This is a genomic window from Nocardia sp. NPDC004151 (assembly GCF_042874235.1).
Classification (GTDB): domain Bacteria; phylum Actinomycetota; class Actinomycetes; order Mycobacteriales; family Mycobacteriaceae; genus Nocardia.
Genome location: NZ_JBIAMR010000007.1, coordinates 245,057 through 266,538 on the forward strand (window position 1 = coordinate 245,057; position 21,482 = coordinate 266,538).

22 protein-coding genes are annotated in these 21,482 nt (G+C 68.2%); 10 read left to right on the top strand and 12 right to left on the bottom strand.

The features are described 5' to 3' along the window. Nucleotides 1–83: 83 nt before the first annotated feature. From ACFYTS_RS18330 to ACFYTS_RS18340, 3 genes are all read left to right on the top strand, one after another. On the top strand, nt 84–746 hold the full coding sequence (locus ACFYTS_RS18330) for a TetR/AcrR family transcriptional regulator (RefSeq protein WP_387305595.1): 663 nt from the start codon (nt 84–86) through the stop codon (nt 744–746). Nucleotides 747–832: 86 nt separating this feature from the next. Beyond that, the gene (locus ACFYTS_RS18335) at nt 833–1,978 is read left to right on the top strand and encodes an acyl-CoA dehydrogenase family protein (RefSeq protein ID WP_357276859.1); all 1,146 of its coding nucleotides are present in this window, start codon (nt 833–835) and stop codon (nt 1,976–1,978) included. Nucleotides 1,979–2,150: 172 nt separating this feature from the next. Continuing rightward, complete coding sequence (locus tag ACFYTS_RS18340) at nt 2,151–2,711, top strand: helix-turn-helix domain-containing protein (protein ID WP_357277145.1); 561 nt, start codon at nt 2,151–2,153, stop codon at nt 2,709–2,711. Here the strand turns inward: ACFYTS_RS18340 and ACFYTS_RS18345 are convergent. Continuing rightward, nucleotides 2,708–3,745: a saccharopine dehydrogenase family protein gene (locus ACFYTS_RS18345; RefSeq protein ID WP_387305597.1), complete on the bottom strand. Its 1,038-nt coding sequence runs from the start codon at nt 3,743–3,745 to the stop codon at nt 2,708–2,710. The two genes, ACFYTS_RS18340 and ACFYTS_RS18345, sit on opposite strands and share 4 nt — an antisense overlap. Nucleotides 3,746–3,895: 150 nt before the next feature. On the opposite strand from ACFYTS_RS18345, the gene ACFYTS_RS18350 reads away from it, so the two are divergent. Together ACFYTS_RS18350 and ACFYTS_RS18355 are read left to right on the top strand one after the other, a co-directional pair. Beyond that, a complete protein-coding gene (locus tag ACFYTS_RS18350) occupies nt 3,896–4,765 on the top strand; it encodes an AraC family transcriptional regulator (protein ID WP_387305600.1) in 870 nt (289 codons plus the stop codon). 57 nt (nt 4,766–4,822) lie between these two features. Next, the gene (locus tag ACFYTS_RS18355) at nt 4,823–5,659 is read left to right on the top strand and encodes an LLM class F420-dependent oxidoreductase (protein ID WP_387305603.1); all 837 of its coding nucleotides are present in this window, start codon (nt 4,823–4,825) and stop codon (nt 5,657–5,659) included. 51 nt (nt 5,660–5,710) lie between these two features. On the opposite strand, the gene ACFYTS_RS18360 is transcribed toward ACFYTS_RS18355, so the two are convergent. Then, nucleotides 5,711–6,259, bottom strand: coding sequence for a YdeI/OmpD-associated family protein (locus ACFYTS_RS18360; protein ID WP_357276851.1), 549 nt, complete (start codon nt 6,257–6,259; stop codon nt 5,711–5,713). Between the two features lie 45 nt (nt 6,260–6,304). Next, on the bottom strand, nt 6,305–7,711 hold the full coding sequence (locus tag ACFYTS_RS18365; protein WP_387305606.1) for an MFS transporter: 1,407 nt from the start codon (nt 7,709–7,711) through the stop codon (nt 6,305–6,307). A 159-nt stretch (nt 7,712–7,870) separates the two neighbouring features. On the opposite strand from ACFYTS_RS18365, the gene ACFYTS_RS18370 reads away from it, so the two are divergent. From ACFYTS_RS18370 to ACFYTS_RS18385, 4 genes are all read left to right on the top strand, one after another. Continuing rightward, nucleotides 7,871–8,767, top strand: a complete 897-nt coding sequence (locus ACFYTS_RS18370) for a LysR family transcriptional regulator (RefSeq protein WP_387305609.1) — start codon at nt 7,871–7,873, stop codon at nt 8,765–8,767. Between the two features lie 110 nt (nt 8,768–8,877). Next, nucleotides 8,878–10,116: a serine hydrolase domain-containing protein gene (locus tag ACFYTS_RS18375; RefSeq protein WP_387305612.1), complete on the top strand. Its 1,239-nt coding sequence runs from the start codon at nt 8,878–8,880 to the stop codon at nt 10,114–10,116. A gap of 43 nt (nt 10,117–10,159) precedes the next feature. Beyond that, complete coding sequence (locus tag ACFYTS_RS18380; protein WP_387305615.1) at nt 10,160–11,248, top strand: amidohydrolase family protein; 1,089 nt, start codon at nt 10,160–10,162, stop codon at nt 11,246–11,248. A gap of 392 nt (nt 11,249–11,640) precedes the next feature. Then, the gene (locus ACFYTS_RS18385) at nt 11,641–12,888 is read left to right on the top strand and encodes a cytochrome P450 (RefSeq protein ID WP_387305617.1); all 1,248 of its coding nucleotides are present in this window, start codon (nt 11,641–11,643) and stop codon (nt 12,886–12,888) included. A gap of 98 nt (nt 12,889–12,986) precedes the next feature. Here ACFYTS_RS18385 and ACFYTS_RS18390 read toward each other — a convergent pair whose 3' ends face one another. The 4 genes from ACFYTS_RS18390 to ACFYTS_RS18405 form a co-directional block, all read right to left on the bottom strand. Then, the gene (locus ACFYTS_RS18390; RefSeq protein WP_387305620.1) at nt 12,987–14,282 is read right to left on the bottom strand and encodes a cytochrome P450; all 1,296 of its coding nucleotides are present in this window, start codon (nt 14,280–14,282) and stop codon (nt 12,987–12,989) included. A 340-nt stretch (nt 14,283–14,622) separates the two neighbouring features. Next, nucleotides 14,623–15,558, bottom strand: a complete 936-nt coding sequence (locus ACFYTS_RS18395; RefSeq protein WP_387305622.1) for a cytochrome P450 — start codon at nt 15,556–15,558, stop codon at nt 14,623–14,625. Between the two features lie 161 nt (nt 15,559–15,719). After that, entirely contained in the window at nt 15,720–15,920 is a 201-nt protein-coding gene (locus tag ACFYTS_RS18400) for a hypothetical protein (RefSeq protein ID WP_387305625.1), read from the bottom strand. A gap of 344 nt (nt 15,921–16,264) precedes the next feature. Further along, on the bottom strand, nt 16,265–16,456 hold the full coding sequence (locus ACFYTS_RS18405; protein ID WP_387305627.1) for a hypothetical protein: 192 nt from the start codon (nt 16,454–16,456) through the stop codon (nt 16,265–16,267). A 26-nt stretch (nt 16,457–16,482) separates the two neighbouring features. On the opposite strand from ACFYTS_RS18405, the gene ACFYTS_RS18410 reads away from it, so the two are divergent. After that, a complete protein-coding gene (locus ACFYTS_RS18410; protein WP_387305630.1) occupies nt 16,483–17,028 on the top strand; it encodes a hypothetical protein in 546 nt (181 codons plus the stop codon). Between the two features lie 218 nt (nt 17,029–17,246). Here ACFYTS_RS18410 and ACFYTS_RS18415 read toward each other — a convergent pair whose 3' ends face one another. The 5 genes from ACFYTS_RS18415 to ACFYTS_RS18435 are packed head-to-tail and all read right to left on the bottom strand — an operon-like array spanning nt 17,247 to nt 21,265. Continuing rightward, entirely contained in the window at nt 17,247–18,308 is a 1,062-nt protein-coding gene (locus ACFYTS_RS18415) for an ATP-dependent DNA ligase (protein ID WP_357276830.1), read from the bottom strand. After that, nucleotides 18,305–19,405 carry an ATP-dependent DNA ligase gene (locus ACFYTS_RS18420; RefSeq protein WP_387305633.1) on the bottom strand — a complete coding sequence of 367 codons (1,101 nt, stop codon included), beginning with the start codon at nt 19,403–19,405 and terminating at the stop codon, nt 18,305–18,307. Before ACFYTS_RS18420 ends, ACFYTS_RS18415 begins: the two co-directional genes overlap by 4 nt. Before the next feature lie 51 nt (nt 19,406–19,456). Next, nucleotides 19,457–19,852 carry a cold shock domain-containing protein gene (locus ACFYTS_RS18425; protein WP_357276826.1) on the bottom strand — a complete coding sequence of 132 codons (396 nt, stop codon included), beginning with the start codon at nt 19,850–19,852 and terminating at the stop codon, nt 19,457–19,459. A gap of 43 nt (nt 19,853–19,895) precedes the next feature. Then, the gene (locus tag ACFYTS_RS18430; protein WP_357276824.1) at nt 19,896–21,002 is read right to left on the bottom strand and encodes an SPFH domain-containing protein; all 1,107 of its coding nucleotides are present in this window, start codon (nt 21,000–21,002) and stop codon (nt 19,896–19,898) included. A 44-nt stretch (nt 21,003–21,046) separates the two neighbouring features. Beyond that, on the bottom strand, nt 21,047–21,265 hold the full coding sequence (locus ACFYTS_RS18435; protein ID WP_379099087.1) for a hypothetical protein: 219 nt from the start codon (nt 21,263–21,265) through the stop codon (nt 21,047–21,049). Nucleotides 21,266–21,482 lie beyond the last annotated feature (217 nt).

Consider the following 21,482-nt stretch of genomic DNA (forward strand, 5'->3'; position numbering starts at 1 on the left):
GGGATTATCGTGTGGACCTGCTGTACCGGCGGTACATGTATGCTGCGCGGGTGGTTCGTAGCAGTGCTGGGGGGACTCGGCTGGTGTCGCGTGCGGACATTGTGGACGCCGCGATCCGGGTGATCGATCGGGCGGGTCCGCGCCCGAGCATGGATGACATCGCGCGTGAGGCGGGGATCACCAAGCCGCGGTTGTACCGGCAGTTCGCGGACAAGGGGGATTTGTTCACCGAGATCGCGGCGCGGATGTCGCGGCGGGCGTTCGCGGCCGCGGGCGCGGACATGACATTGATGCTGCAGCCGCCGCGGCGGGCGTTGACGCGGGTGTTCGGTGAGTACGCGCGCGGAATCCTGGAGCATCCCAACGTCTTCCGGTATCTGGGTCAGGCCCCGGTGATCCAGCAGTCGGGCTCGGGGGTGCTACAGCTGGATCTGGGGCGCGAGGCGGCGCTGCGGTTGGAGAAGCTGGCGCGGTCGGTGGCCGAGGCGGTGCCCCTGGACACGGCGGGGCTGGACTATCTGTCGCGCGCGCTGACCGGTGCGGTGGTGTCGATCACCGATCTGTGGCTGTCGGATTCGGATACGCCGTCGGCGGCGCAGACCGCGGAGTTCGTGGCGCAGGCCACGGAATTGGTGTGGGGGTTGATCGATGGCTTTCTGCGGCGTCAGGGGATCGCCGCGGATCCGGACGTGCCGATCTTCACGACGTTCGCCGAGGTGAATCAGGCCCGGTCGACCGAGTATTGACACGTTGTTGACACCACGCCAATAGCCGTGCACCCTAGGGGCGAGGCGCATATGCGCACCCCGTTCAGGCAAGCGAAGGATCTGCGATGGCACGCCCCGCATGGAGCGACGACGAGGTCGAAGCGGTACGGACTCTGGCGACCACCTTCTTCGAGAAGGAGGTGATCCCGCACACCGAGAAGTTCATCGAACAGGGCCACCCCGACCGCGCCCTCTACAACCGGGCCGGCGAACTGGGCCTGCTGTGCGCGGCCATCCCCACCGAATACGGCGGTGGCGGCGGCACTTTCGCCCACGAGGCGGCCATCATCGAGGCCCAGACCCACGCCGGGGACGGCTCCCTGGGCATGTCGGTGCACTCCTCGATCATCGCGCCCTACATCCACGAGTTCGGCTCCGAGGAACTCAAACAGCGCGTGCTGCCCAAGGCGGCCAGCGGCGAGATGGTGCTCTCCATCGGCATGACCGAACCCGGCACCGGCTCGGATCTGCAGAACATCAAGACCCGCGCGGTGCGCGAGGGTGACGAGTACGTCATCACCGGCTCGAAGATCTTCATCTCCAACGGCTGGCTGTGCGACGGCATCATCATCGCCTGCAAGACCGACCCCACCCAGGGCGCGGCCGGCGTCTCGCTGATCTTCGCCGAGGTCTCCGACGAGACCCCCGGCTTCAAGCGCGGCCGCATCCTGTCCAAGATCGGCGGCAAGGCCCAGGACACCGCCGAGCTGTTCTTCGACGGCCTGCGGGTGCCCGCGTCGAACCTGCTCGGGCAGGCCGAGGGCCAGGGCTTCTATCAGATGATGCAGATGCTGGCCCAGGAACGCCTGGTCACCGCCATCCTCGCGGTCGCCATGACCGAGAAGGCCGTGCAGCTGACCGTCGACTACACCAAGGGCCGCGAGGCGTTCGGCAAGCCGCTCTACGCCATGCAGAACACCCGGTTCGAACTCGCCGAGTGCGCGACGATCGCCAAGGTCGGACGCGTGTTCCTCGACGACTGCATCAGCAAGCACCTGCGCGGGGAGCTCGATATCCCCACCGCGGCCATGTCGAAATACTGGTTGACCGATCAACTCGGTAATGTGGTGGATCGCTGCCTGCAGTTCTTCGGCGGCTACGGATACATGACCGAATACCCGATCTCGCAGTTGTACACCGGCGCTCGGGTCCTGCGAATCCTCGCGGGAGCCAACGAGGTGATGAAGGATCTCATTGCCCGCTCACTCTGAACCCACCGCGCCGCCAAGGCCCGGCGGTAACTCCGAACCCACCGCGCCGCAAAGGCCCGGCGGTAACCCCGAACCCACCGCGCCGCCTAGGCCCGGCGGTAACTCCGACCCTTCGGCGGACGACGGCGCCACGCGCCGTCGTCGCCTCGAACCCGACGAACGTCGCGCGCAGATCCTGTCCTGCGCGATCGACATGTTCGGCGAGCGACCCTACGCGGCGGTGTCCACCGCCGAGCTGGCCCAGCGGGCCGGGGTGGCGCGCGGGTTGATCAACCACTACTTCGGCAACAAGCGCGACCTGTACCTGGCGGTGGTGCGCCGCATGGTCACGCTGCCGCGGCCGGAGAAGATGGCGGTGCCCGCCGGGTCGCTGCGGGAGCGAGTGGACGCCAGCGTGGCCTGGCTGCTCGACACCATCGGCGAGCACGGCAGCACCTGGGTCAAGGTCACCGGCCACGAAGGCGTCGGCGACGATCCGGAGGTGCAGCGCATCCTCGACGAGGCCGACTACGCCGCCGCCGACCGCATGGTGGCGATGATGGGTCTCGACGATTCGCTGCATTCGGCCGAATTGCGGGCGCTGGTGCGCTGTTACGGCGGTCTGGTCAAGGCCGCCGGGCGCGAATGGATCGTGCGCGGCAGCCTGACCCGCGAGCAGGTGCACCACCTGCTCGCCGACGCCCTCACCACGCTGGTGGCCGAGACGTTCCCGAAGGTCGACGCGAACCCCTAGACGCTCGCGAGCTCCTCGACCTGCCAGTGCACGCCCGTGGTGGCGAGATGGTCGAGGAAGCTCGTGGCGTCGAAAGCCTGTGCGGGCGTGAGGGTTCCGGCCGCGGCGCCGTCGAGCGCCAGGCGGCGCGCGGCCTCGACGGCGATGACCGCGGTGGCCGCGTACGGGTCGAACCCGGTCACCCAGCCCCGCGCCCGGCTGCCGTCGACGGCGGTGGCCTCGGCCAGGATCAGCCAGCGTGAGGCGGCCAAGGCGTCGGCGTCGGGGACCTCCGGAATCGTCTCGGCGACTTCACCACCCAGGCCCGCGAAGATCTCACCCATCTCGGTGCGGATCACCCCGCGCACGATCGGGGTGTCGAGGTGGCGGGGAATGGTGTAAACGCCCGGCAAGGCCAGCGGCGTCACCGACACCGGTTCCGGTTCGCCGGGTTCGATCAGGGTGGTGGCCGACTCGTTCGCCGATTGCCATGTCCGGTCGCGGTATTCGACCTGATCGAGCACGGCGATGGCGGCCATCGAACGGGCCGTGCCACGCGAGGCCGCGCCCGGGCGACGCAGGTCGGCGACCCGGACCTCCCGCAGCGGCGCGCCGAGGCGGGCCGCGGTGAGCGCGGCGATCAGATCACCGGGCACACCGTCATCGGTGACCGCCGGAACGACCGCGACCCCGGCCTGTTTCGCGGGCTCGTCATAGGTGGACAGGATCTTGTGCAGGTAGCCGGGTTCGCCGGTGGTGTCGATGTAATGGCGGTGGGCGGCGATCGCGGCCCGCACCACCGGCTCGCCCCACAGGGTGAACGGTCCGGCGGCATTGACGACGGCGTCGCTGTCGTCGAACGCGGCGGTCAGGGCGGCGGTGTCATCGAGGGCGGCCACCCGGATCTCGGCGTCGGGGATCCCGGTGCGGGCGGCGACGGCCCGCAATCGGGTCTCGTCGCGGCCCACCAGGATGGGGGACAGGTCGCGGCGCGCGAGTTCGGCGACGATGAGCGAACCGGTGAAACCGCTCGCGCCGTGCACGGCAATACGCATGAGGGACAACTCCATCGGGTGAAGGGGATACGGCCGGGAATCGGCTCGCAACCCACGCTAGGCACCCCCGATCGGACGATCCATGCTCGAAAGTCCGGTCCCGATGTCCGATCGTCCGGTGTCGCGGGCACCACCGGTACGGTGGGATTCGTGGACATCCTCAGTGACGCGGTCGCCGCGATGCGGCTGGGCACACCGCATTCCAACCGCACCGTCCGGCGCGGCAGCTGGCATACCCACTTTCCCGCCGCGGGCAACAGCGCCGGTTTCCATGTGGTGCTGCAAGGTTCGTGCTGGCTGCTGCCCGACGACGGCGACCCGATCCACCTCCACGTCGGTGACGTCGCGTTCATGCCGCGCAGTCGAGGCCACGCCATCGCCGACCGCCCCGACGGCGACCCCGGTCCCGCCGCGGCGGCATCGGACACCGTATTGCTGTGTGGCGCATACTCGCTCGACGACGCGCGTCCTCACCCCGCCTTGGCCGAACTGCCCGATGTGATCCATCTGCCCGCCCGCGTCGGCCACCACAGCCCGCTGCGCGCCGCGATCGACCTGCTCGGCCACGAGCTCGACACCGCCGACGGCTCCGGAGCCATCGCGCCACTGCTCGAAGTGCTGCTGCTGTTCCTGCTGCGCGCCTGGCACCAGGCCCACCCCTCCGACACCGGATGGATCGGCGCGCTACGCGACCCGGCCGTGCACACCGCCCTGCAAGCCATCCACGCCGACCCCGGCCAGGCGTGGACCGTGCAATCACTGGCCGACCGCGCGGGCGTCTCACGATCGGTGTTCGCGCAACGGTTCACCACCACCCTGGGCATCGGCCCGCTCACCTACTTGACCTGGTGGCGCATGACCGGCGCGGCCCGATTGCTGCGTGACACCGATCTGCTGCTGCGCGTCGTGGCCGAAAAGTCCGGATACACCTCCGAATACGCGTTCGCCAAAGCGTTCAAACGTGAATTCGGGGTCGCACCGGGACGATTCCGCGCCCAGGGCCGCCCCGACGCCGCCTGAGCGAATTCGATACCACGCCGGGGAATGCAACCCGATCATCGACGGTTGGTGCCCGGTATGGCATTCGACGGCTTGGGAACATTCGGCGTGTGGCAGCCCTATCCGCAGTTCACCCCGGAATCCGCGCGGGAAATAGAGGAACTCGGCTACGGCACGATCTGGCTGGGCAGCTCCCCGCCCGCCGACTTCGACGGCTACGAGCAACTGCTCGCCGCCACCGAATCACTGGTGGTCGCCACCAGCATCGTCAATGTGTGGGCCTCGGCGCCCGACGCCGCCGCCGAGACCTACCTGCGTCTGGACGAGAAGTTCCCCGGCCGCTTCCTGCTCGGCATCGGCGCGGGCCACCGTGAACACACCGCGGACTACACCAAACCCTATGACGCGCTGGTCGACTACCTCGATGTCCTCGACGCCCGCGGCGTCCCCCGGCACGGGCGCGCCCTCGCGGCACTCGGCCCGCGCGTGGCACGCCTGGCCCGCGACCGCACCGCCGGCGCCCTGCCCTACCTGACAGTGCCCGAACACACCGCCGAACTGCGCGGCATCCTCGGCCCCGATTCCCTGCTCGCGGTCGAACACAAAGTGGTCCTCGACGACGACCCGGCCCGCGCCCGCACCCAGGGCCGTGACCGCGCCGGCTTCTACCTGGGGTTGAGCAACTACACCAACAACCTGCGCCGCTTCGGATTCGACGACACCGACCTCGCCGCCCCCGGCAGCGACCGCTACGTCGACGCTGTCGTCGCCCACGGCACCGCCGATCAGGTCGCCGACCGGTTGAACGAGCACCTGCGCGCCGGAGCCGACCACGTCGCCATCCAAGTCCTCGGCGACGACGCTGCTGCGGCGCTGCGCGCCCTCGCCCCCGTCCTCACCACGAACCGGGACTGACACCGATTCCGGGCGACACGCATCACGCGTGTCGCCCGGAATCAGCCGGTCTCACTGGTTTTCGAGCCCGCTCACGGCCTTCTCCAGCCGGGAAGCCCGTGTCTTCGCCGTTCTCGTGCGCACCACGTCCAACACGATCAGATACTGGGCGGTCCGGTCGAGCGCCGCGAACGCGGCCCGGGCCCGTGGCCGCGCCGCCAACGCCTCCGCCAAATCCTCGGGCACCGTGAAGTTCGCCTGTGACGGATACGCCGCCGCCCACCGCCCGTCCGCGCGCGCCGCCGCCACCTCCGCCAGCCCCGGCCCGCGCATCCGCCCCGCCGCCGTCAACGCCGCCACCTTGTCGACATTCACCTGCGACCAGAAACTCCCGGGCCGCCGCGGCACATACTTCTGCAGATAGAACTCGGCATCGAGGCCCTTGCGCTGCCCGGAGATCCAGCCCCAGCACAACCCCACATCCACCGCCTCGTCCTCGGTCAGCGACGCGATCCCGGATCCCTTCTTCGCCATCCGAATCCACACCCCCTCCGCGTGCCCGTGATTGACCTCGAGCCAGGCATCGAACGCCTCCGCATCACCGAACGCCACCGCATCCATACCCGCCACTGTCGCAGACCGCACCGACACCACCGCTGATCGCCGCTACCGGGCGACGCGACGCGACATCAACGCCTGCCCGAGCACGAGCGCACCCAGGACCAGCACCGCCACCCCGACCACTCGGAATCCGGCATCCGCGCCCGAGACGAACGCCGCGACGATCGCATCGGAACGCTCGGGTGCGAAGCCTCGGGCCTGCGCCACGGTGTGCGCGCCGCCCGCGCGGACCTCCGCTGGGAGAGTGGCGACGAAACGGGAGGTCAGGACGGTGCCGATCACCGCGACACCCAACGCGCTGCCGAATTCGCGGGTCGTGGCCTGCAATCCCGCGCCGACCCCGGCCAGCGATTGCGGCAATGCGCCGGTGATCGCCGCCGACAAGGTCGGAAGAGCCAGCGTCACACCGATTCCGGTGACCACCAGCCACACCGCGTACACCAGGTAGGAGGTGTGGAGGCCGGTGGTGGACAGGCCCAGCAGTCCGCCGCCGACGAAACCGAACGCGATCGCGATCGTGGCGTCCACCCCGATCCGCCCCGACAGGCGTGCGACATGGCGTGCGCCCACGATGACCGGAACCGTCAACGGAATGATCCCGAGCCCCGTGCGCAGGACCCCGAAACCCTTGGCGTACTGCAGGAACGAGGCGTTCACGTAGAACAGCGCGAACATCCCGAAGAACACCGCCGTCATCCCCAGGCAAGCGCCGCGCAGACCCGGCGACGCGAACAGCCGCGGATCCAGCAACGGATGCCGCACCCGCAACTCGACCGCCGTCCACACCGCGAACAGCACCGCCGCACACCCGAACCCCGCGACCACCACGGCACTGCCCCACCCCGCCACCGGACCCTCCACGATCCCGACCAGCAGTGCCACCGACGCCGCGACCAGCAACACCGTCCCCACCGGATCCAACCGCCGATCGTGACGGCCCGACACTGGCGCGACCCAGGCCACCAACACGGCCAGCACCCCCGCCAACGGCGCCGCCGCCACGAACAGCCACCGCCACGACCCGCCCGAAAGCACCGCGCCGCCACCGACATTGCCCAGCACCCCGCCGATCCCGGTCATCGACGCCCACGTCGCGATCGTCGCGGCCTTGCGATCGACGGGCACCGCGTGCAGCAGCACCGCCAACGTATTGGGCAACACCGCCGCCGCGCCCGCCCCCGTGATCGCTCGACCCGCCAGCAACACGCCCACCGACGGCGCCAGCGCCGAGACCAGCGCGCCGACCGCGAACAACCCCAGCCCGGCCAGCAGCACCCCCTTGCGCCCGAACCGGTCACCGGCCGCGCCGCCGGGAATCACCAGGCACGCGAACACGATCACATAGGTGTCCACGATCCACACCAGCGCCGACGCCGAGGGTCGCAGCGGACTCGCCGCCAGCATCGGAACAGCCAGATTGATCGCGGCCACCATCCCCACGACCAACACCACACACGCGCACATCAACGAGACGAGCCCCCGCCGGACAACCGCATTCGGCGCGGTCCCAGCCTGGGGGAGAAGGTTTGTTTGCATGCGGTGCACGCTATGGATCAGGTGAGTATTCGCGCGACGCAAGTTCGGCAACCCAGAGTTGCATAAGATGCAACAATGACCGAGCAGCTCGACCTGAACCTGTTGCGCGTCTTCGACGCCCTGCTCCAGGACGCCAGTGTCACCGCGGCCGCCGAACGCCTGCACCTGTCGATCCCCGCGACCAGCCGCGCGCTGGGCAGACTGCGCCGCGCCATGGGCGACCCCATCCTGGTGCGAGCCGGGCGCGCCATGGCGCCCACCCCGTTCGCGCTGCGCACCGCACCCCGCGTGCGGTCCCTGCTCGAAGAGGCCGCCGCCCTCATCAGCGCCGACCGCACCATCGACCTCGCGGCACTGAAGCGCACCTTCGCCATCCGCATCAACGACGGTGTCGCCGCGACCCTGGTCACCGCCGCCGTCGCGGCCACCGCGGCCGCCGCACCCGGCGTGGTCCTGCGCTTCGTGCCCGAAGGCGACGAAAGCCTCGAAGCGTTACGTGACGGCACCGTCGACCTCGACATCGGCGCCGACACCGCCGCCGCACCCGACATCCACACCGCCGAGCTCTACCACGAACACCTCGTCGGCATCGTCCGCGCCGAGCATCCGCTGGGCCGACACCGCCGCCCCACCCTGGCCCAACTCTGCGCACACCCGCACGTCTCGGCGTCGCGGCGCGGCCGCGCCCGCGGCCCCCTCGACGACGCGCTCACCGCCGCGGGCCTGCACCGCCACGTCGCCGCGGTCGTGCCCACCTCCGCCCTTGCCGCCCTGCTGGTTTCACAAACCCCCTACGTCGGGCTGGTCCCGCACCGGCTCGCCGAACACTACGGCGACACCTTGGGCCTGCGCTGGTTCGACATCCCCGCGCCCCTCCCCGAAGTCGACATCCGGCTGCGCTGGCACGCCCGCCTCGACGCCGACCCCGCCCAACGCTGGCTGCGCGAGACGCTGCGCACCGCACTGGGTTGACCGGGCGCATAACCGTTCCCACATCACCGGTTTCGAAACCTCCCACCCCGCCCCAAAATTGTCCCAGACACATCTTGCCGGGGTGGTGGTGCCGCCGCTACCGTGGATCGATGACGACCCACAGCTCCGCCACCGCCGCCGGACTGCCCGCCGGAGTGCACGGCACCGCCGACCCCCGATTCGATTCCGCCATACGGACATTCGCCCGTATCCTGGCCGGACGCCGGGGCAACGGCGGCGCACTCGCGGTGTATCAGGACGGCGAACCGGTCGTCGACATCCACGCCGGCGCCGCCGACGCGCACGGCACACCCTGGACCGCCGACACCGGCGCCATGGTGTACTCCGCGTCCAAAGGTGTCTCGGCCACCGTGCTCGCGCGTCTGGCCGATCGCGGCCTGCTCGACTACGACGCCCCCGTCGCCGAATACTGGCCCGAATTCGCCGCCAACGGCAAAGCCCGCATCACCGTCACCGAACTGCTCAGCCACCGCGCCGGACTCTCGGGCCTGCCCGCCGTCACCGCCGACGAAGTCCTCGACCACGAACTCATGGAACAACGCCTCGCGGCCGCGAAACCCGATCACCTGCTGGGCAAACCGATCTACCACGCGCTCACCATCGGCTGGCTCATGGCCGGCCTCGCCCGCGCCATCACCGGCCACGACATGACCCGCCTCTACCGCAGCGAGGTCGCAGAACCCCTCGGCGTCGACGGCATCCACCTGGGCCGCCCACCCGCCGGATCCCGCACCCGCCCCGCCGACCTGGTCGGATCGCTGAAAAACCTGGCCGAGCGCACCATTCCGGGCTCGGTCGCCACCGCCGTCCCGCAACTGCCGCGCCTGCTGCGATCCCCGATCTCCTCCATCTACGTCCCCGGCCTGGAATCGATCTTCCGCGGCGACCGTCCCGCCATCCTCGACACCGCCCTGCCCGCGGGCAACGCGGTGTGCACCGCACCGGCCCTGGCCAAGATGTACAGCGCCCTGGCCGGCGGTGGCACTGTCGACGACCGCACCTACTTGTCGCCGGAAACCGTTCGGGGCCTGCAACGCATCCGCACCTACCAACTCGACCGCGCCCTGGTCATCCCGTTCTGGCACGTCGGCTACCACAGCTTCCCGTCCCCGCACGCCCCGCGCGGCTATGGGCACATGGGCCTGTTCGGGTCGATGGGCTGGGCCGACCCCGACTCCGGTGTCGCCGTGGGATTCGTGCACAATCGCATGTCCGCGGGCTGGAGTCCGATCGACCAAACCCTGTTCGTGGCCCTGCTGCACCTGATCCTGCGCGGCGCCCGCCAACCCGCCGCCCTCGCCGAACAGCGCACCGCCGGAGCCGCCTGACGTCGATCTTGCCCACTGCTGCAACGGGTTCTAGATTGGCTGCATGCAGGGGGAGTCGAACCACAAGCTGGCCATCCGCAACGTCCGAATCTTCGACGGCCACACCATCACCGCACCGACCACCCTCGTCATCGACGGCACCGTCCTGGGAACCGACCCCATCGGCGCCGAGACCCTCGACGCCGACGGGGCCATCCTCATCCCGGGCCTCATCGACGCCCACGTCCACCTCGACAGCCCGCAAACGCTGGATGCCTATGCCGCCCACGGCGTCACGACCGCCCTGGACATGGGATCGGTCGACACCGCCCTGATCGAGCAGGCGCGCGCCCGCACCGCCACGACCACCGTGCGCTGCGCCGGAGCGCCGATCATCGGTTCCGCCGGCGTGCACGCCCACGTCCCCGGCATCGCCGAGGTCGGCGTCATCCGCCACCCCGGCGACGCCGAAACCATGGTCGCGCAGCGTGTCTCGACCGGCAGCGACTACATCGAACTGGTCCTGGAAGCCCCCGGCGAAGGCGGACCCGACGCCGACACCGCCAAGGCCGTCGTCACCGCCGCCCACGCCCGCGGCCTGACCGTCGTCGCCCACACCTCCACCCCCGGCGCGTACGCCATGGCCATCGACGCCGGTGTCGACGCCCTCACCCACGTCCCCCTCGGAGCCCGCCTGCCCGCCGCCGACATCGACCGTCTGGCCACCGGCGCCCACGTGGTGATCCCCACCCTCGTCATGATGGAAGGCGTCGCCGAAATCCACGGCGTCGCACAGTATTTCCCCGCCTCTGTGAAAACCGTCGGCGCCCTCCACGCCGCGGGCGTCCCCATCCTCGCGGGCACCGACGCCAATCAGATGCCCGGCATCCCCTTCCACCCGCCCCACGGCGCGAGCCTGCACCACGAACTCGAACTCCTCGTCCGAGCCGGTCTCACCCCCGCCGATGCCCTCAACGCCGCCACCACCCTGCCCGCCCACCACTTCGGCCTCACCGACCGCGGCGCCATCACCCCCGGCCTGCGCGCCGACCTGATCCTGCTCGACGCCGACCCGCTGGCCGACATCACCGCCACCCGCGCCATCCGCAAGATCTGGTGCGCCGGTACCGAACACGCTCCCGCCACGGTCTGACCCATACCCGCCGCCGCTCGCCGCCGCCTCCGGACCGGGGCATTCATCCCCGGGGGAGCGGCGACGGTCCTGGCCGCGGGTCTGATGGTCGTGAGGCCGGGCTGCCCCTGAGGCCGGCGGGATGTCGATCGTGGTGCGGGGCGGGCTGGCATCGGCGGAATCCTGTGCAGCAGAAGGCTTCACGTCCGCTCACGGTGCCACTGACCCTCGGTACTGCAGGCCGGTGGTGCGGGGTCGCCTGAAAATGGCCTCCCCCGGCGAGCTGATCGGCGCACCGACGCGGACGGCTCCGCGGTCGATGAGCAGCCACGTCGAGGAGAGTTGAAGATGAGACCGCTGCCAGCGTGGGTTATATTTTCCCGCAACCGGTTTGATGGAATCTTGGAGCATATGTGGATCCGCAGTACGCGCATCAGGGCGCGACCCTCGGCGTGAGGTCGCCCGATCACGCGCGAGTCTCGATCTACGGTCCCGAGTTCGCCGCTGATCCCCACGGGCATTACCGGTGGATGCGCGCCACCTACGGGCCGCTGGTGCCGGTCGAGATATGGCCCGGAGTGCCTGCGACCTTGGTGATCAAGTACGCGACCGCGGTGCGGATCCTCAACGATCCTGTCCGCTTTCCGTCCGATCCGAGCATCTGGCAACAGAGCGTGCCCTCCGATATCCCGATCATGCCCATGGTCGAAGCCCGGCCCAACGCCATCCGCACGGACGGGAACGCCCATGCCCGATACCGTCAGACGATCAACGACGCGCTCGCTGGAATCGACCTCCACGCCGTGCGGGCGATGGTGGAGCGCACCGCTGTTCCCCTGGTCAACAGTTTCTGTGCGGACGGCACGGCTGACGTACTCGGTCAATACGCCTTCCCGCTCGTCTTCTCGGCCTTCTGCCAGGCAGTGGGCTGTCCACCGGAAATCGGTGAGCGTATCGCGGCGGTCAACGCCGCCATGTTCGATGGCGTGGACACCGCGGAAGTGAACCGGCTCATGGGCGAAGCGCTGCTCGACCTCACCGCGCTCAAACGAGCCCAGCCTGCCCATGACGTCACCACGCGACTGGTCCAACATCCGGCTGGGCTCACCGACGAGGAGATGGTGCATCAGCTGGTCCTGCTGTTCGCCGCGGGCGTCGAGCCGGCAGCAAACCTCATCGCCAACACGCTGTTGCTGATGATGACCGACCCCCGATTCACCAGCAGCATCGTTCAAGGGATCCCGCTGCCCACGCGCATCGCGATCGACGAGCGGTTGACGTCCGACCCGCCGATGGCGAACTACTGCGTGACCTACCCGCAGCAGCCGGTCATGCTGGACAAGGTGTGGCTGCCGGCGCATCAACCGGTCATCATCAGCATGGCTGCCTGCAACACCGACCCAGAGTTGGAGCCGGGCAGTCCCCTGGATAACGGCTGGAACTTGGCATTCTCTTCGGGCCCGCACGCCTGCCCCGCGCACGCCCGGCCCTTCGGGGTCCTGCTCGCGCAGGAGGCCATCGATCAACTCCTGGACTACCTACCCGAAATAAGGCTGGCGGTGCCTGTCGACGATTTGGTGTGGCGGCCGGGTCCGTTTCACCGCGCTCTGACAGCGCTGCCCGCCGTGTTTCCGCCGTCGACGCCATTTCCAGTCCCGTAAGGGGTAGTCGCCCACGGCGCGATGACCGGCGAGACGGCCTCGCCGCGGGGCCTCGGCTTTCCGGGCAGGCCCCACGGCGGGTCAGCGATCAGCCGCGTCTATCGCAGGAAAACCGGCAGACGGTCATGGCCGTTGGCGATGAAACCGGGCACCGCGCCGAGCTCGTCGGGCGAGACGGCGAGCTTCATCTGCGGGAACGCCTGGAACAGCGCGGGAAGACCCACGAGGGCCTCGAGCCGGGCCAGCGGTGCGCCCGGACAGCGATGGGGTCCGTGCCCGAACGCCATGTGGCCCTTGTTCGTCCGAGTGGGATCGAATGTATCGGCGCTGTCGCCGTATACCTTCGGGTCCCGGTTGGCGCCGGCGGGGCACGAGAGGATCGGATCGCCTGCGGTGATCGCGACGTCGCCGAGAACGAAATCGGTCACCGCGTAGCGCAGCGGGGCATGCGCGATCGATGGTTCGAACCGCAGCGTTTCCTCGATCACATCGGACCAGGACAGCGTGCCGTCGAGTGCGGCGGCCAGGTGGTCCGGGTGGGTGAGCAACAGGAAGACGGCTTGGTCGAGGAGGTCCACTGTCGTCTCGTGCCCGGCGTTGATCGTCAGATAGAGCGTCCCGATGAGCTCCTCAATGCTGAAAACCGTTGCGGGATCGTCGGCGTGGGCGATGAGGGTGCTGGTCATGTCCTCGGCGGGATTATCGCGGCGATACGCGACGAGCTCCTGCAGCAGCCCGATCATCGCGTGGTAGTTGGCTACGGCTTCCGCTTCGCTCAAGGCGACGTCGAAGATCCCGTCCACACACTTCCGCAGTGGCTCGATCAGCTGCTGGGGAACCCCCATCAACTCGTTGATCACCCGCAATGGCAGTGGATAGGCGAAATGCTCGCGGATGTCGACGGGCTCACCCCCCGTCCTGGCCTCGAGACCCGTCACCAGATCACCGGCGATCGCCTGGATCCGAGGCTCCAGCGCCGCGGTCCGCCTGTCGGTGAAGACCGGCACGAGAGGGGCGCGGAGCCGACGATGATCTGGTCCGTAGGCGGTGAACATGGACCATGTGTTCACCCAGTTGAGCAGCGGGAATTCCGTGCCGATCCGGCCTTCCCGGAAGGCCGGCCAGTGCTGGCGCGGGTCCTTGGAAACCGCATGGCTGGAGAGAATCTCCTTGAGCATCGCCGTGTCGGTCACCGACCATGCGAGCACTCCGCCCGGGAGCACCACCTTGGTGACCGGTCCCCGCTCGCGGATGCGGGCAATTTCACCCTGAATGTCCGGACCTTCGGGATCGAGGACGATGGGGTCGGTGTGGCTCTTCATGTGAACTCCAATCTGACCGTGAACCCTGCCTACAGGGGCTGGTGTAGCGCCCTTCAGCTTCCGGGCCTTCACAAAAGTAGCCGATGTTGTTGATTCTCAACGTTTTACGGGAGAGTTGCGAGGCAACTCTCCCGCACTGGGTGAACTACACCGGCAACGGGACAGCTTCGCGAAACCGGACGGGTAGCGATTCCAGGGCACGGTGAAACGGACCCCGCCGCCACACCAGATCGCCAGGGGCCACCGCGATGTCGATCTCAGGGAGAACATCGAGCAGGTAGTCGATCGCGTCCGCGGCGACCTGGTAGCTCAATTGCCGGGCCGGGCATTGGTGTGGTCCCGCGCCCCACGCCAGATGCGACCGGTTGCCGGACCGGTCATGGAGACCGGATCGAATGGCGGGGTCGTTGTCTCAGCCGGCCATGCTGATCACCACCGGTTGATGGGCGGGCAGCCACACTCCGTCGATCAGCGCCGACTGTGGGGGGTAGCTGATGCAGTAGTTCGCCAGTGGCGGATTCGTGAACAGCACGTCATCGAGTGCGTCCCGCGTGGACAGGCTGCCGCTGAGCAGCCCACCGGCGAACCGCTCGTCTGTCATCATCAACAACAGCGTGTTCGAAATCAGGTGCGCCAAGGGCTCACTGCCCGCCGCGTGCAGCGTCACCAGCTGATGGATGAGCTCTTCGGCACTCATGTCGCCGGCCTTGATCAGATGGGATGTGACGTCGTCGCCCGGCCGGGCCCGCTTTCGCTCGATGTGTTCATCGAGAGCCGCGACCAGCAGCTCACCACCGGCGTTGGCATCCTCGGCGGCTTCGAACATGGCCGCCATACCCGCACTCACCAAGTCGTTCGTATCGGGATCAAGACCCAGCACGTACGCGAGCACCCGATGGACCAGCGGACGGATGTATTGCCCGAGCAACTCCGCGTGGACGATCGCGGAGCGTTGGCCGCGGCCGCCGGGTTCGCCGCACAGCGTGTTGATCAGCGGGATCGCGACCTGCTCGACGACCGCGTGCAAGCCGTGCAGATCGACGGTGTCGAGCGCGGTGACATTGACGTGGCGATAGCGTTTGTGCTCGTACCCGGTGCTGCGCAGCGCGTTCGGCCGCCATTCCATCATGGGCAGAACTGGACACCCGGACGGCACGGAAGCCTGCCAGCGGCGCGGATCGGCGGGAGAACGATCGGGGTCGTTCAAGATCCGCAACGCGGTCGCGTACCCGATGACCAGGGTGGCGGGCACGCCCGGAGACAGCTCGACGGGCACCAGCGACCCGCATTCGGCACGCCACTGCTCATAGAGTGAGTGCGGAGCCTCGGCGAATGCAGCCGAGTACATCGATCGGCGGGATTGCTCGCCACCGACGATGGGCCCGGCTGCAGTCTGCTGAGCTGTCCTCGGCGGCTGCGAAATCGCCATAATGATCCCCCAATGTCGACGTCTTCAAGTTGTGACAGGCCAGTTCGCGGCCGGCGCCAGGCAATCGAGCTCAGCCCGGATCAGCGTCTTCCACGCGGATTCTCGGCAGCTCCTGCGGCGACTGTGATGGCATTGGTCATGTCGCCGGGCGACATGGCCATGATCAGAGCTTCCGCGGCGAAGACGTCACCGTTGTCGAGAAGCTCGGCAGCCTCGTCGATCTGACCTGCGGTGCGAGCGGCGGCGTCCTCGCTGGATGCGATGGCGGTGCCGGTGGTCATTGCGTCGTCCTCCCTTTCCAGCCGTCGGGTTGTCCCGAGTGTGACTGGTGGGGGAAGGCTAAGTGCGCTGACGGAATCGGGGCTACCGGATCTGCGACAACACCTCCCGGATTTGCGGCGAAGAAGGCACGAGCCCCGTCGGAATCGTTGCGCCTGCCATACGGTCCGGCCCGGTCGTGGAATCACCGATGGCGTGCCGTGGTCGCCACGTAATTGATTGTGCGACAACGGATGTCGGTGATAAATCAACCTGACATTTCACTCACGGCCGAGTACGCGAGTGGGTTTTCCACGCTGTCGACTTTCAACCGCGCCTACCGGGACAAATACGGGGTCACCCCCAGTCAGATACGAGATCGGGCACACCGCTGATCCTCGACCGGGCTGGTGGCGCGCGGACGCCGGCCGATCACCGCGACACCCACCGCCGCGGCGGTGAAGGCGGCACTGCACCACAGGGCCGTGGTCGGGTGATCGGTGCGATCGACCAGCAGACCGGCGCCACCATTCCACGCCTCGAATCTCGAGGCCAGCACCGATTCGGTTCGGCTACGGTTCCACGATGAGGGGGGATGAGGTCGTATCGTTTGTGGCCCAACTGGATCCGAGCACGTGGTCGCGCTCGAACATGGATGGTGTGAACGCGTGGCAGATGGCACCTGACTTCGATGCGGCCCGCTCGCCGCTGCGGGGAATGCGCTACGTCCCCGACCGTCCCGTCGCCGACTGGAACGATTTCGAGAAGAGGCTGCGGCGTGTGTTCGCCTCCCTCGCAGTCGATGTGGTCAGACTGACACCGCACGTGCAGACCGTCGTGTGGAGCTTGAATCGTGCCGGCGCAACGGGGTTCCTCGTCCAAGGCTGGTTCGCCAGTGGCCAGGACCACCGCCTCGAGATACAGCACGGAGACAGGGGTGAGCACATTCGGTACATCGACTACCCCCACCGTCCGGACTGCGGAGAACACATAGCCACCGACACCCTGCAAGCCTTGCGGGACGGCGGAATCGCCCATCCCAGCGAGCTGAACTACGACGGCTTGGTGCTGCCCCCGGCGGCGGAGTTCGGTGGACTGCGCTTGGGCTTGACCCGCGACCACCGCCACTGACACCCCGCGGGGCCTGGGTCTTGTTGGCGCGCATGCCGAATCGTGAATCGGCGCCACCGTCGACGCTACGTCGGCTCAGCCGAGGAGGGCTCCACTTCAACAAGGTTGCGCTCGATACGTCCTCGACGCCCGCGGCGGTCGTCGAGGCCCAGGACGCGAGCGAGTTCGGTGGTTTCGGCGACGGTGGCGTGCCCTGCTGTGAACGAGGTGGGTGAAAGCTAGTCGGCGTCCTTGCGGGCCTTGCTGGGCTGCACGCGCGGCGGCTCGTTGGGCATCTTCGGATACACCGGCGGCCACGGGGCGTCCATCAAGCCCGCGGCCATGTCCTTGTCCGACATCTCCAGCAGGGGAATCAGTGACTGCGGGGTGCGGTCGGCCCATGGGTCGCCCAGTTCGGCGACGCGGGCGGGGACGGTGGCGATGGTCAGGTCGTCGGCGATGATGGTCGCCAGCTCGTCCCAGGAGATCGGGGTCGAGACCTGCCCGCCGACCTTCGGGCGGGCGCACCACGCGCCGAAAACCGTTTTGTGCGGGGCATTCTGGTTGAAATCGACGAACACCCGCGAGCCGCGCTCCTCCTTCCACCACGCCGCGGTGATGTCGTCGGGGTGGCGGCGTTCGAGTTCACGAGCCAGCGCGACCGCGGCGGCACGGACCTGGTAGCCGTCCCAGTTCGGTTCCAGCATCGCGTACAGGTGCAGCCCCCGCGAGCCGGACGTCTTGACCCGCACATCGATACCCAGTTCCGTGCACAACTCGCGGGTCGCGAACGCCGCGGCGCGCAGATCGTCGAAACCGATGCCGGGGGAGGGATCCAGATCGATGCGCAGCTCATCGGTGACCCCGGTCGGCGGCAGCACGTTCCCCGCCGCGTCGAGCACCGGCGGGAACGTGGACGCCGCCTCGGCCCCGGCATGGGTGGGCCAGACGTGGAAACCCAAGCAGCCCAGATTGACCGCCCACACGATATGCGCCATATCGACCGCGACCAGCGCGTCGCTGGTGGTGCCGTTCGGGGTGGACACGACCGTGGTCTGCAACCAGTCCGGCGCCGAGGACGGGACACGCTTCTGGAACCACGACTTGCCCGACGCCCCGTCCGGGTAGCGCTCCAGCAGCACCGGCCGCCCGCCGATGGTCCGCATGATCGGATCGGCGACGGCCAGATAGTAATTCACCAGATCCAGCTTGGTGTCCCCGCGCTTGGAGAAGTACACCTTGCCCGGATTCGACACCGGCACCGTGCGCCCGGCCACCTCGATCCGCACCGAATCACTCACTGCGCGGCCCCTTTCGAATTTCTGGCCTCGGCGAAGATATCGGCCAGCTCGGCGGGCGCGACCTCGTCGAGCTGAGCGTAGGTACACGAGTCGGGGGTGCGGTCGGAGCGGAACCGCACCAGCCGGCCGCCGTGGCGGAACCGCCCGGCCATCACATGCTCGTAGCGCACCTCCGCCACCAGCTCCGGCCGCAACGCCTCCCACGACAGATCCTTGCCACCGGTCCAGCGGCTCACCCCGCCCGGCATCTTCCCGTCGGCCTTGGCCTGGGCGGCGGCATCGGCCCACGAGCGCCACGGATGGTTGTCCAGGGCGTGCTCGCGCAACGGGGCCAGCTCGTCGACCAGTTCCTTGCGCCGGGCCGCGGTGAACGACGACGCCACCCCGACATGATGCAGATTGCCGTCGTCGTCGAACAGGCCCAGCAGCAGCGACCCGACCCCTTGGCCGTCCTTGTGCCAACGGAACCCGGCCACCACGCAATCGGCGGTCCGCTCATGCTTGATCTTGAGCATCACCCGCTTGTCCTGCAGATACGCCAGATCCGATGCCTTGGCCATCACCCCGTCGAACCCCGCGCCCTCGAACCGGGTGAACCAGTCCGCGGCGACATCGGGATCCTCGGTGATCGGCGTCAGATGCGTACCCGGATGCGAGCCGTCCAGCACCGTTTCGAGCAGTGCGCGCCGCTCGGCGAAGGGCCGCTCGGTCAGATCCTCGTCACCCAAGGCCAGCAGGTCGAAGCCCACGAAACTCGCGGGGGTCTCCGCGGCCAGCTTCTTCACCCGTGACGCCGCCGGATGCAGCCGCTGCTGCAGCGTGTCGAAATCCAGGCCGTTCTCGGTGACGACCACGATCTCCCCGTCCACCACGCACCGCGGCGGCAGCGCCTGACCCAGTAGTTCCACCAGTTCGGGGAAATACCGGGTCAGGGGCCGATCATTGCGGGAACCCAGCTCGATCTCGGGTCCATCGCGGAACACGATGCAGCGGAAACCGTCCCATTTCGGTTCGAACCGCAACCCCGGATCCCGGGGCAGCTCCGACACCGATTTGGCCAGCATCGGTTTCACCGGCGGCATGACGGGCAACAGCACACGGCCTCCTCGGTTCGCGGCGGATCCGAGACCGATCGTAATGCGAACCGGTCAGTTTTCGAGCCACCCGTGGGCATCGGCGAACGAGGTGAGCCGATCCCGAATCGTGATGATCTCCGCCGCCGTCAACTGCGGCGAGGCATCCAACAGCAGTTCGGTGATCAACCGGCGATGCTCGGCCGCTGTCATCTGCCCCGCGGCACGATGCTCCTTACCCTTGTGCCGCGCCGGCGCCGCCGGCTGACCCGGCACCACCGCCAGATTGATCGCCTTCGGACCCCGATCACCCTCGGTCACATCGAATTCGAAAACCCGCCCCTGGCGCAGCTCGTCCTCATCCAACCCGATGTCGTTGACATGCACGAACACATCCGGGCCGCCGTCCTCCGGACGGATGAACCCGAAACCCCGAGAGCTGTCGAACGACACCAATTTCCCGATGGACACCTAAACACCCGCTCCTCGTCGCCGCGTCCCTCTGGCGGTCACTCTAGTCCGCGGGCTGATCATTGTTGGAGGAAAGTGCCTTTTGCAACGAATTGAAGACCGTCAACCCCTGGCCCACCATGCCGTTGACGATCTCCGACACCCCGTCGGGACCATTGAGCACCGTCAGATTCGCCTTCGACAGCCCGCCCGCGGCCTGCTTCACGATCTCGGGCAACTGTTCGATCAGCAGCTGATCGAGCGCGATCCGATTGTTCGACGCCGCCGCCTCGGCCTGGATCCGGGTCCGATCGGCTTCGGCCTCGGCGAGAATGCGCACCCGATCCGCTTCTGCCAGAGCGGGTTTGACCACCTCGGCCTGCAACTGCTGCTCACGCAATTCCGCCTGCTTGCGCGCCTGCTCGGCCTGGGCGGCCAGCACCTCCTGCATGGCGGTGGCCTGCGCGAGCGGACCGGCCTGCGCGGCTTCGGCATTGGCCTTGTCGATATCGCGCTGATACTGCGCCCGCAGGATCGCGGTCTCCCGCTGATACTCGGCCTGCTTGCGCTGGGACTCCTGCTCGGCCTGGGCGGCCAGCTGGGCGGCCGCGGCCTGCGCGATCTGCGCGTCACGCTGCACCGCGGCATTGTGCGGGGCGGCCAGGGCCGAGATGTAGCCCAGATTGCCGTCGTCGATGTGCTGGATCTGGAACGAGTCCACCCACAACCCGATATTGCTCATCTCCACCTTCGAGGCCACCAGCACCTCGTCGGCCAGCTTCTGGCGCTCGCGAATGATCTCCTCGACCGTCATCGATCCCACGATCGACCGCAGATGACCGGAGAAGATGCGCCCGGTCAGCACGCTCATCTCCTTCTCCTGCTCGGACAGGAACCGTTGCGCGGCATTGACGATCGACTGCTCGTCATTGGCGACCTTGAACGCGATCACCGCCCGCACGTCGAGCTGGATGGCCTGTTTGGTGACGCAGCGTTCACCGATCTCGGCCTCGAACATCGCCAGCGACAGATACCGCACCTTGCGGAACAACGGCACCACCCAGGCGCCGTGACCGATGATCACCCGGAACGGCGCGCCGCCGTCCTTGCCGTGACGGCCACCGCTGACCAGCATCGCCTCATCGGGATCGGGTACGTGATAACCCAGCATCGTGTCTTTCCCCTCGAACGTGGTTCCCGAGCATTTCCGTTGAATCAATCGCCCGGAAGCGGCACCCACGCAACAACATCGACGAGACGGCCCGGATGAGCGGCGACCACCAGTACGGGCGCACCGGCGGGCAGCGGCTCGTCCGCGCGCGCGATGTAGAGCTCGGTTCCCCCTCGGATGGCGACCAGTACCTCACCGAGGGCTCCCGCACCCCGGATCGGCGAGGTCAGCGTACCGGTCAGGCCCACTACCGGGTCGGTCATCGCGATGTTCTCCTCGCCGGGGGGGGTTGCTGAAAACGCCAGCGTACGCGCGCGGAGTGCGCTGCTCGGGCCGCTGCGCGGTCGCCTAACGTTTGCTACCGCTCGGTATGATTCGACTGTCCCACCTCGGAGCGACAGTCGCGCGGCAGGAAGGACCCGCTCGTGAGCATTCCGATCCACGCCGAGAGAAAAATGTGCTGGTGTCCGCACCGACCGG

Bases quoted from the DNA above. Each gene is read 5' to 3' on its own strand.
- ACFYTS_RS18400 (WP_387305625.1), bottom strand. From the start codon at position 15,920: ATGACCACCGGCACCGCCATCGCATCCAGCGAGGACGCCGCCGCTCGC.
- ACFYTS_RS18370 (WP_387305609.1), top strand. From the start codon at position 7,871: ATGACCGAGCAGCTCGACCTGAACCTGTTGCGCGTCTTCGACGCCCTG.
- ACFYTS_RS18335 (WP_357276859.1), top strand. From the start codon at position 833: ATGGCACGCCCCGCATGGAGCGACGACGAGGTCGAAGCGGTACGGACT.
- ACFYTS_RS18375 (WP_387305612.1), top strand. From the start codon at position 8,878: ATGACGACCCACAGCTCCGCCACCGCCGCCGGACTGCCCGCCGGAGTG.
- ACFYTS_RS18380 (WP_387305615.1), top strand. From the start codon at position 10,160: ATGCAGGGGGAGTCGAACCACAAGCTGGCCATCCGCAACGTCCGAATC.
- ACFYTS_RS18395 (WP_387305622.1), bottom strand. From the start codon at position 15,558: ATGTACTCGGCTGCATTCGCCGAGGCTCCGCACTCACTCTATGAGCAG.
- ACFYTS_RS18410 (WP_387305630.1), top strand. From the start codon at position 16,483: ATGAGGGGGGATGAGGTCGTATCGTTTGTGGCCCAACTGGATCCGAGC.
- ACFYTS_RS18430 (WP_357276824.1), bottom strand. From the start codon at position 21,002: ATGCTGGGTTATCACGTACCCGATCCCGATGAGGCGATGCTGGTCAGC.
- ACFYTS_RS18435 (WP_379099087.1), bottom strand. From the start codon at position 21,265: ATGACCGACCCGGTAGTGGGCCTGACCGGTACGCTGACCTCGCCGATC.
- ACFYTS_RS18355 (WP_387305603.1), top strand. From the start codon at position 4,823: ATGGCATTCGACGGCTTGGGAACATTCGGCGTGTGGCAGCCCTATCCG.
- ACFYTS_RS18345 (WP_387305597.1), bottom strand. From the start codon at position 3,745: ATGCGTATTGCCGTGCACGGCGCGAGCGGTTTCACCGGTTCGCTCATC.
- ACFYTS_RS18360 (WP_357276851.1), bottom strand. From the start codon at position 6,259: ATGGATGCGGTGGCGTTCGGTGATGCGGAGGCGTTCGATGCCTGGCTC.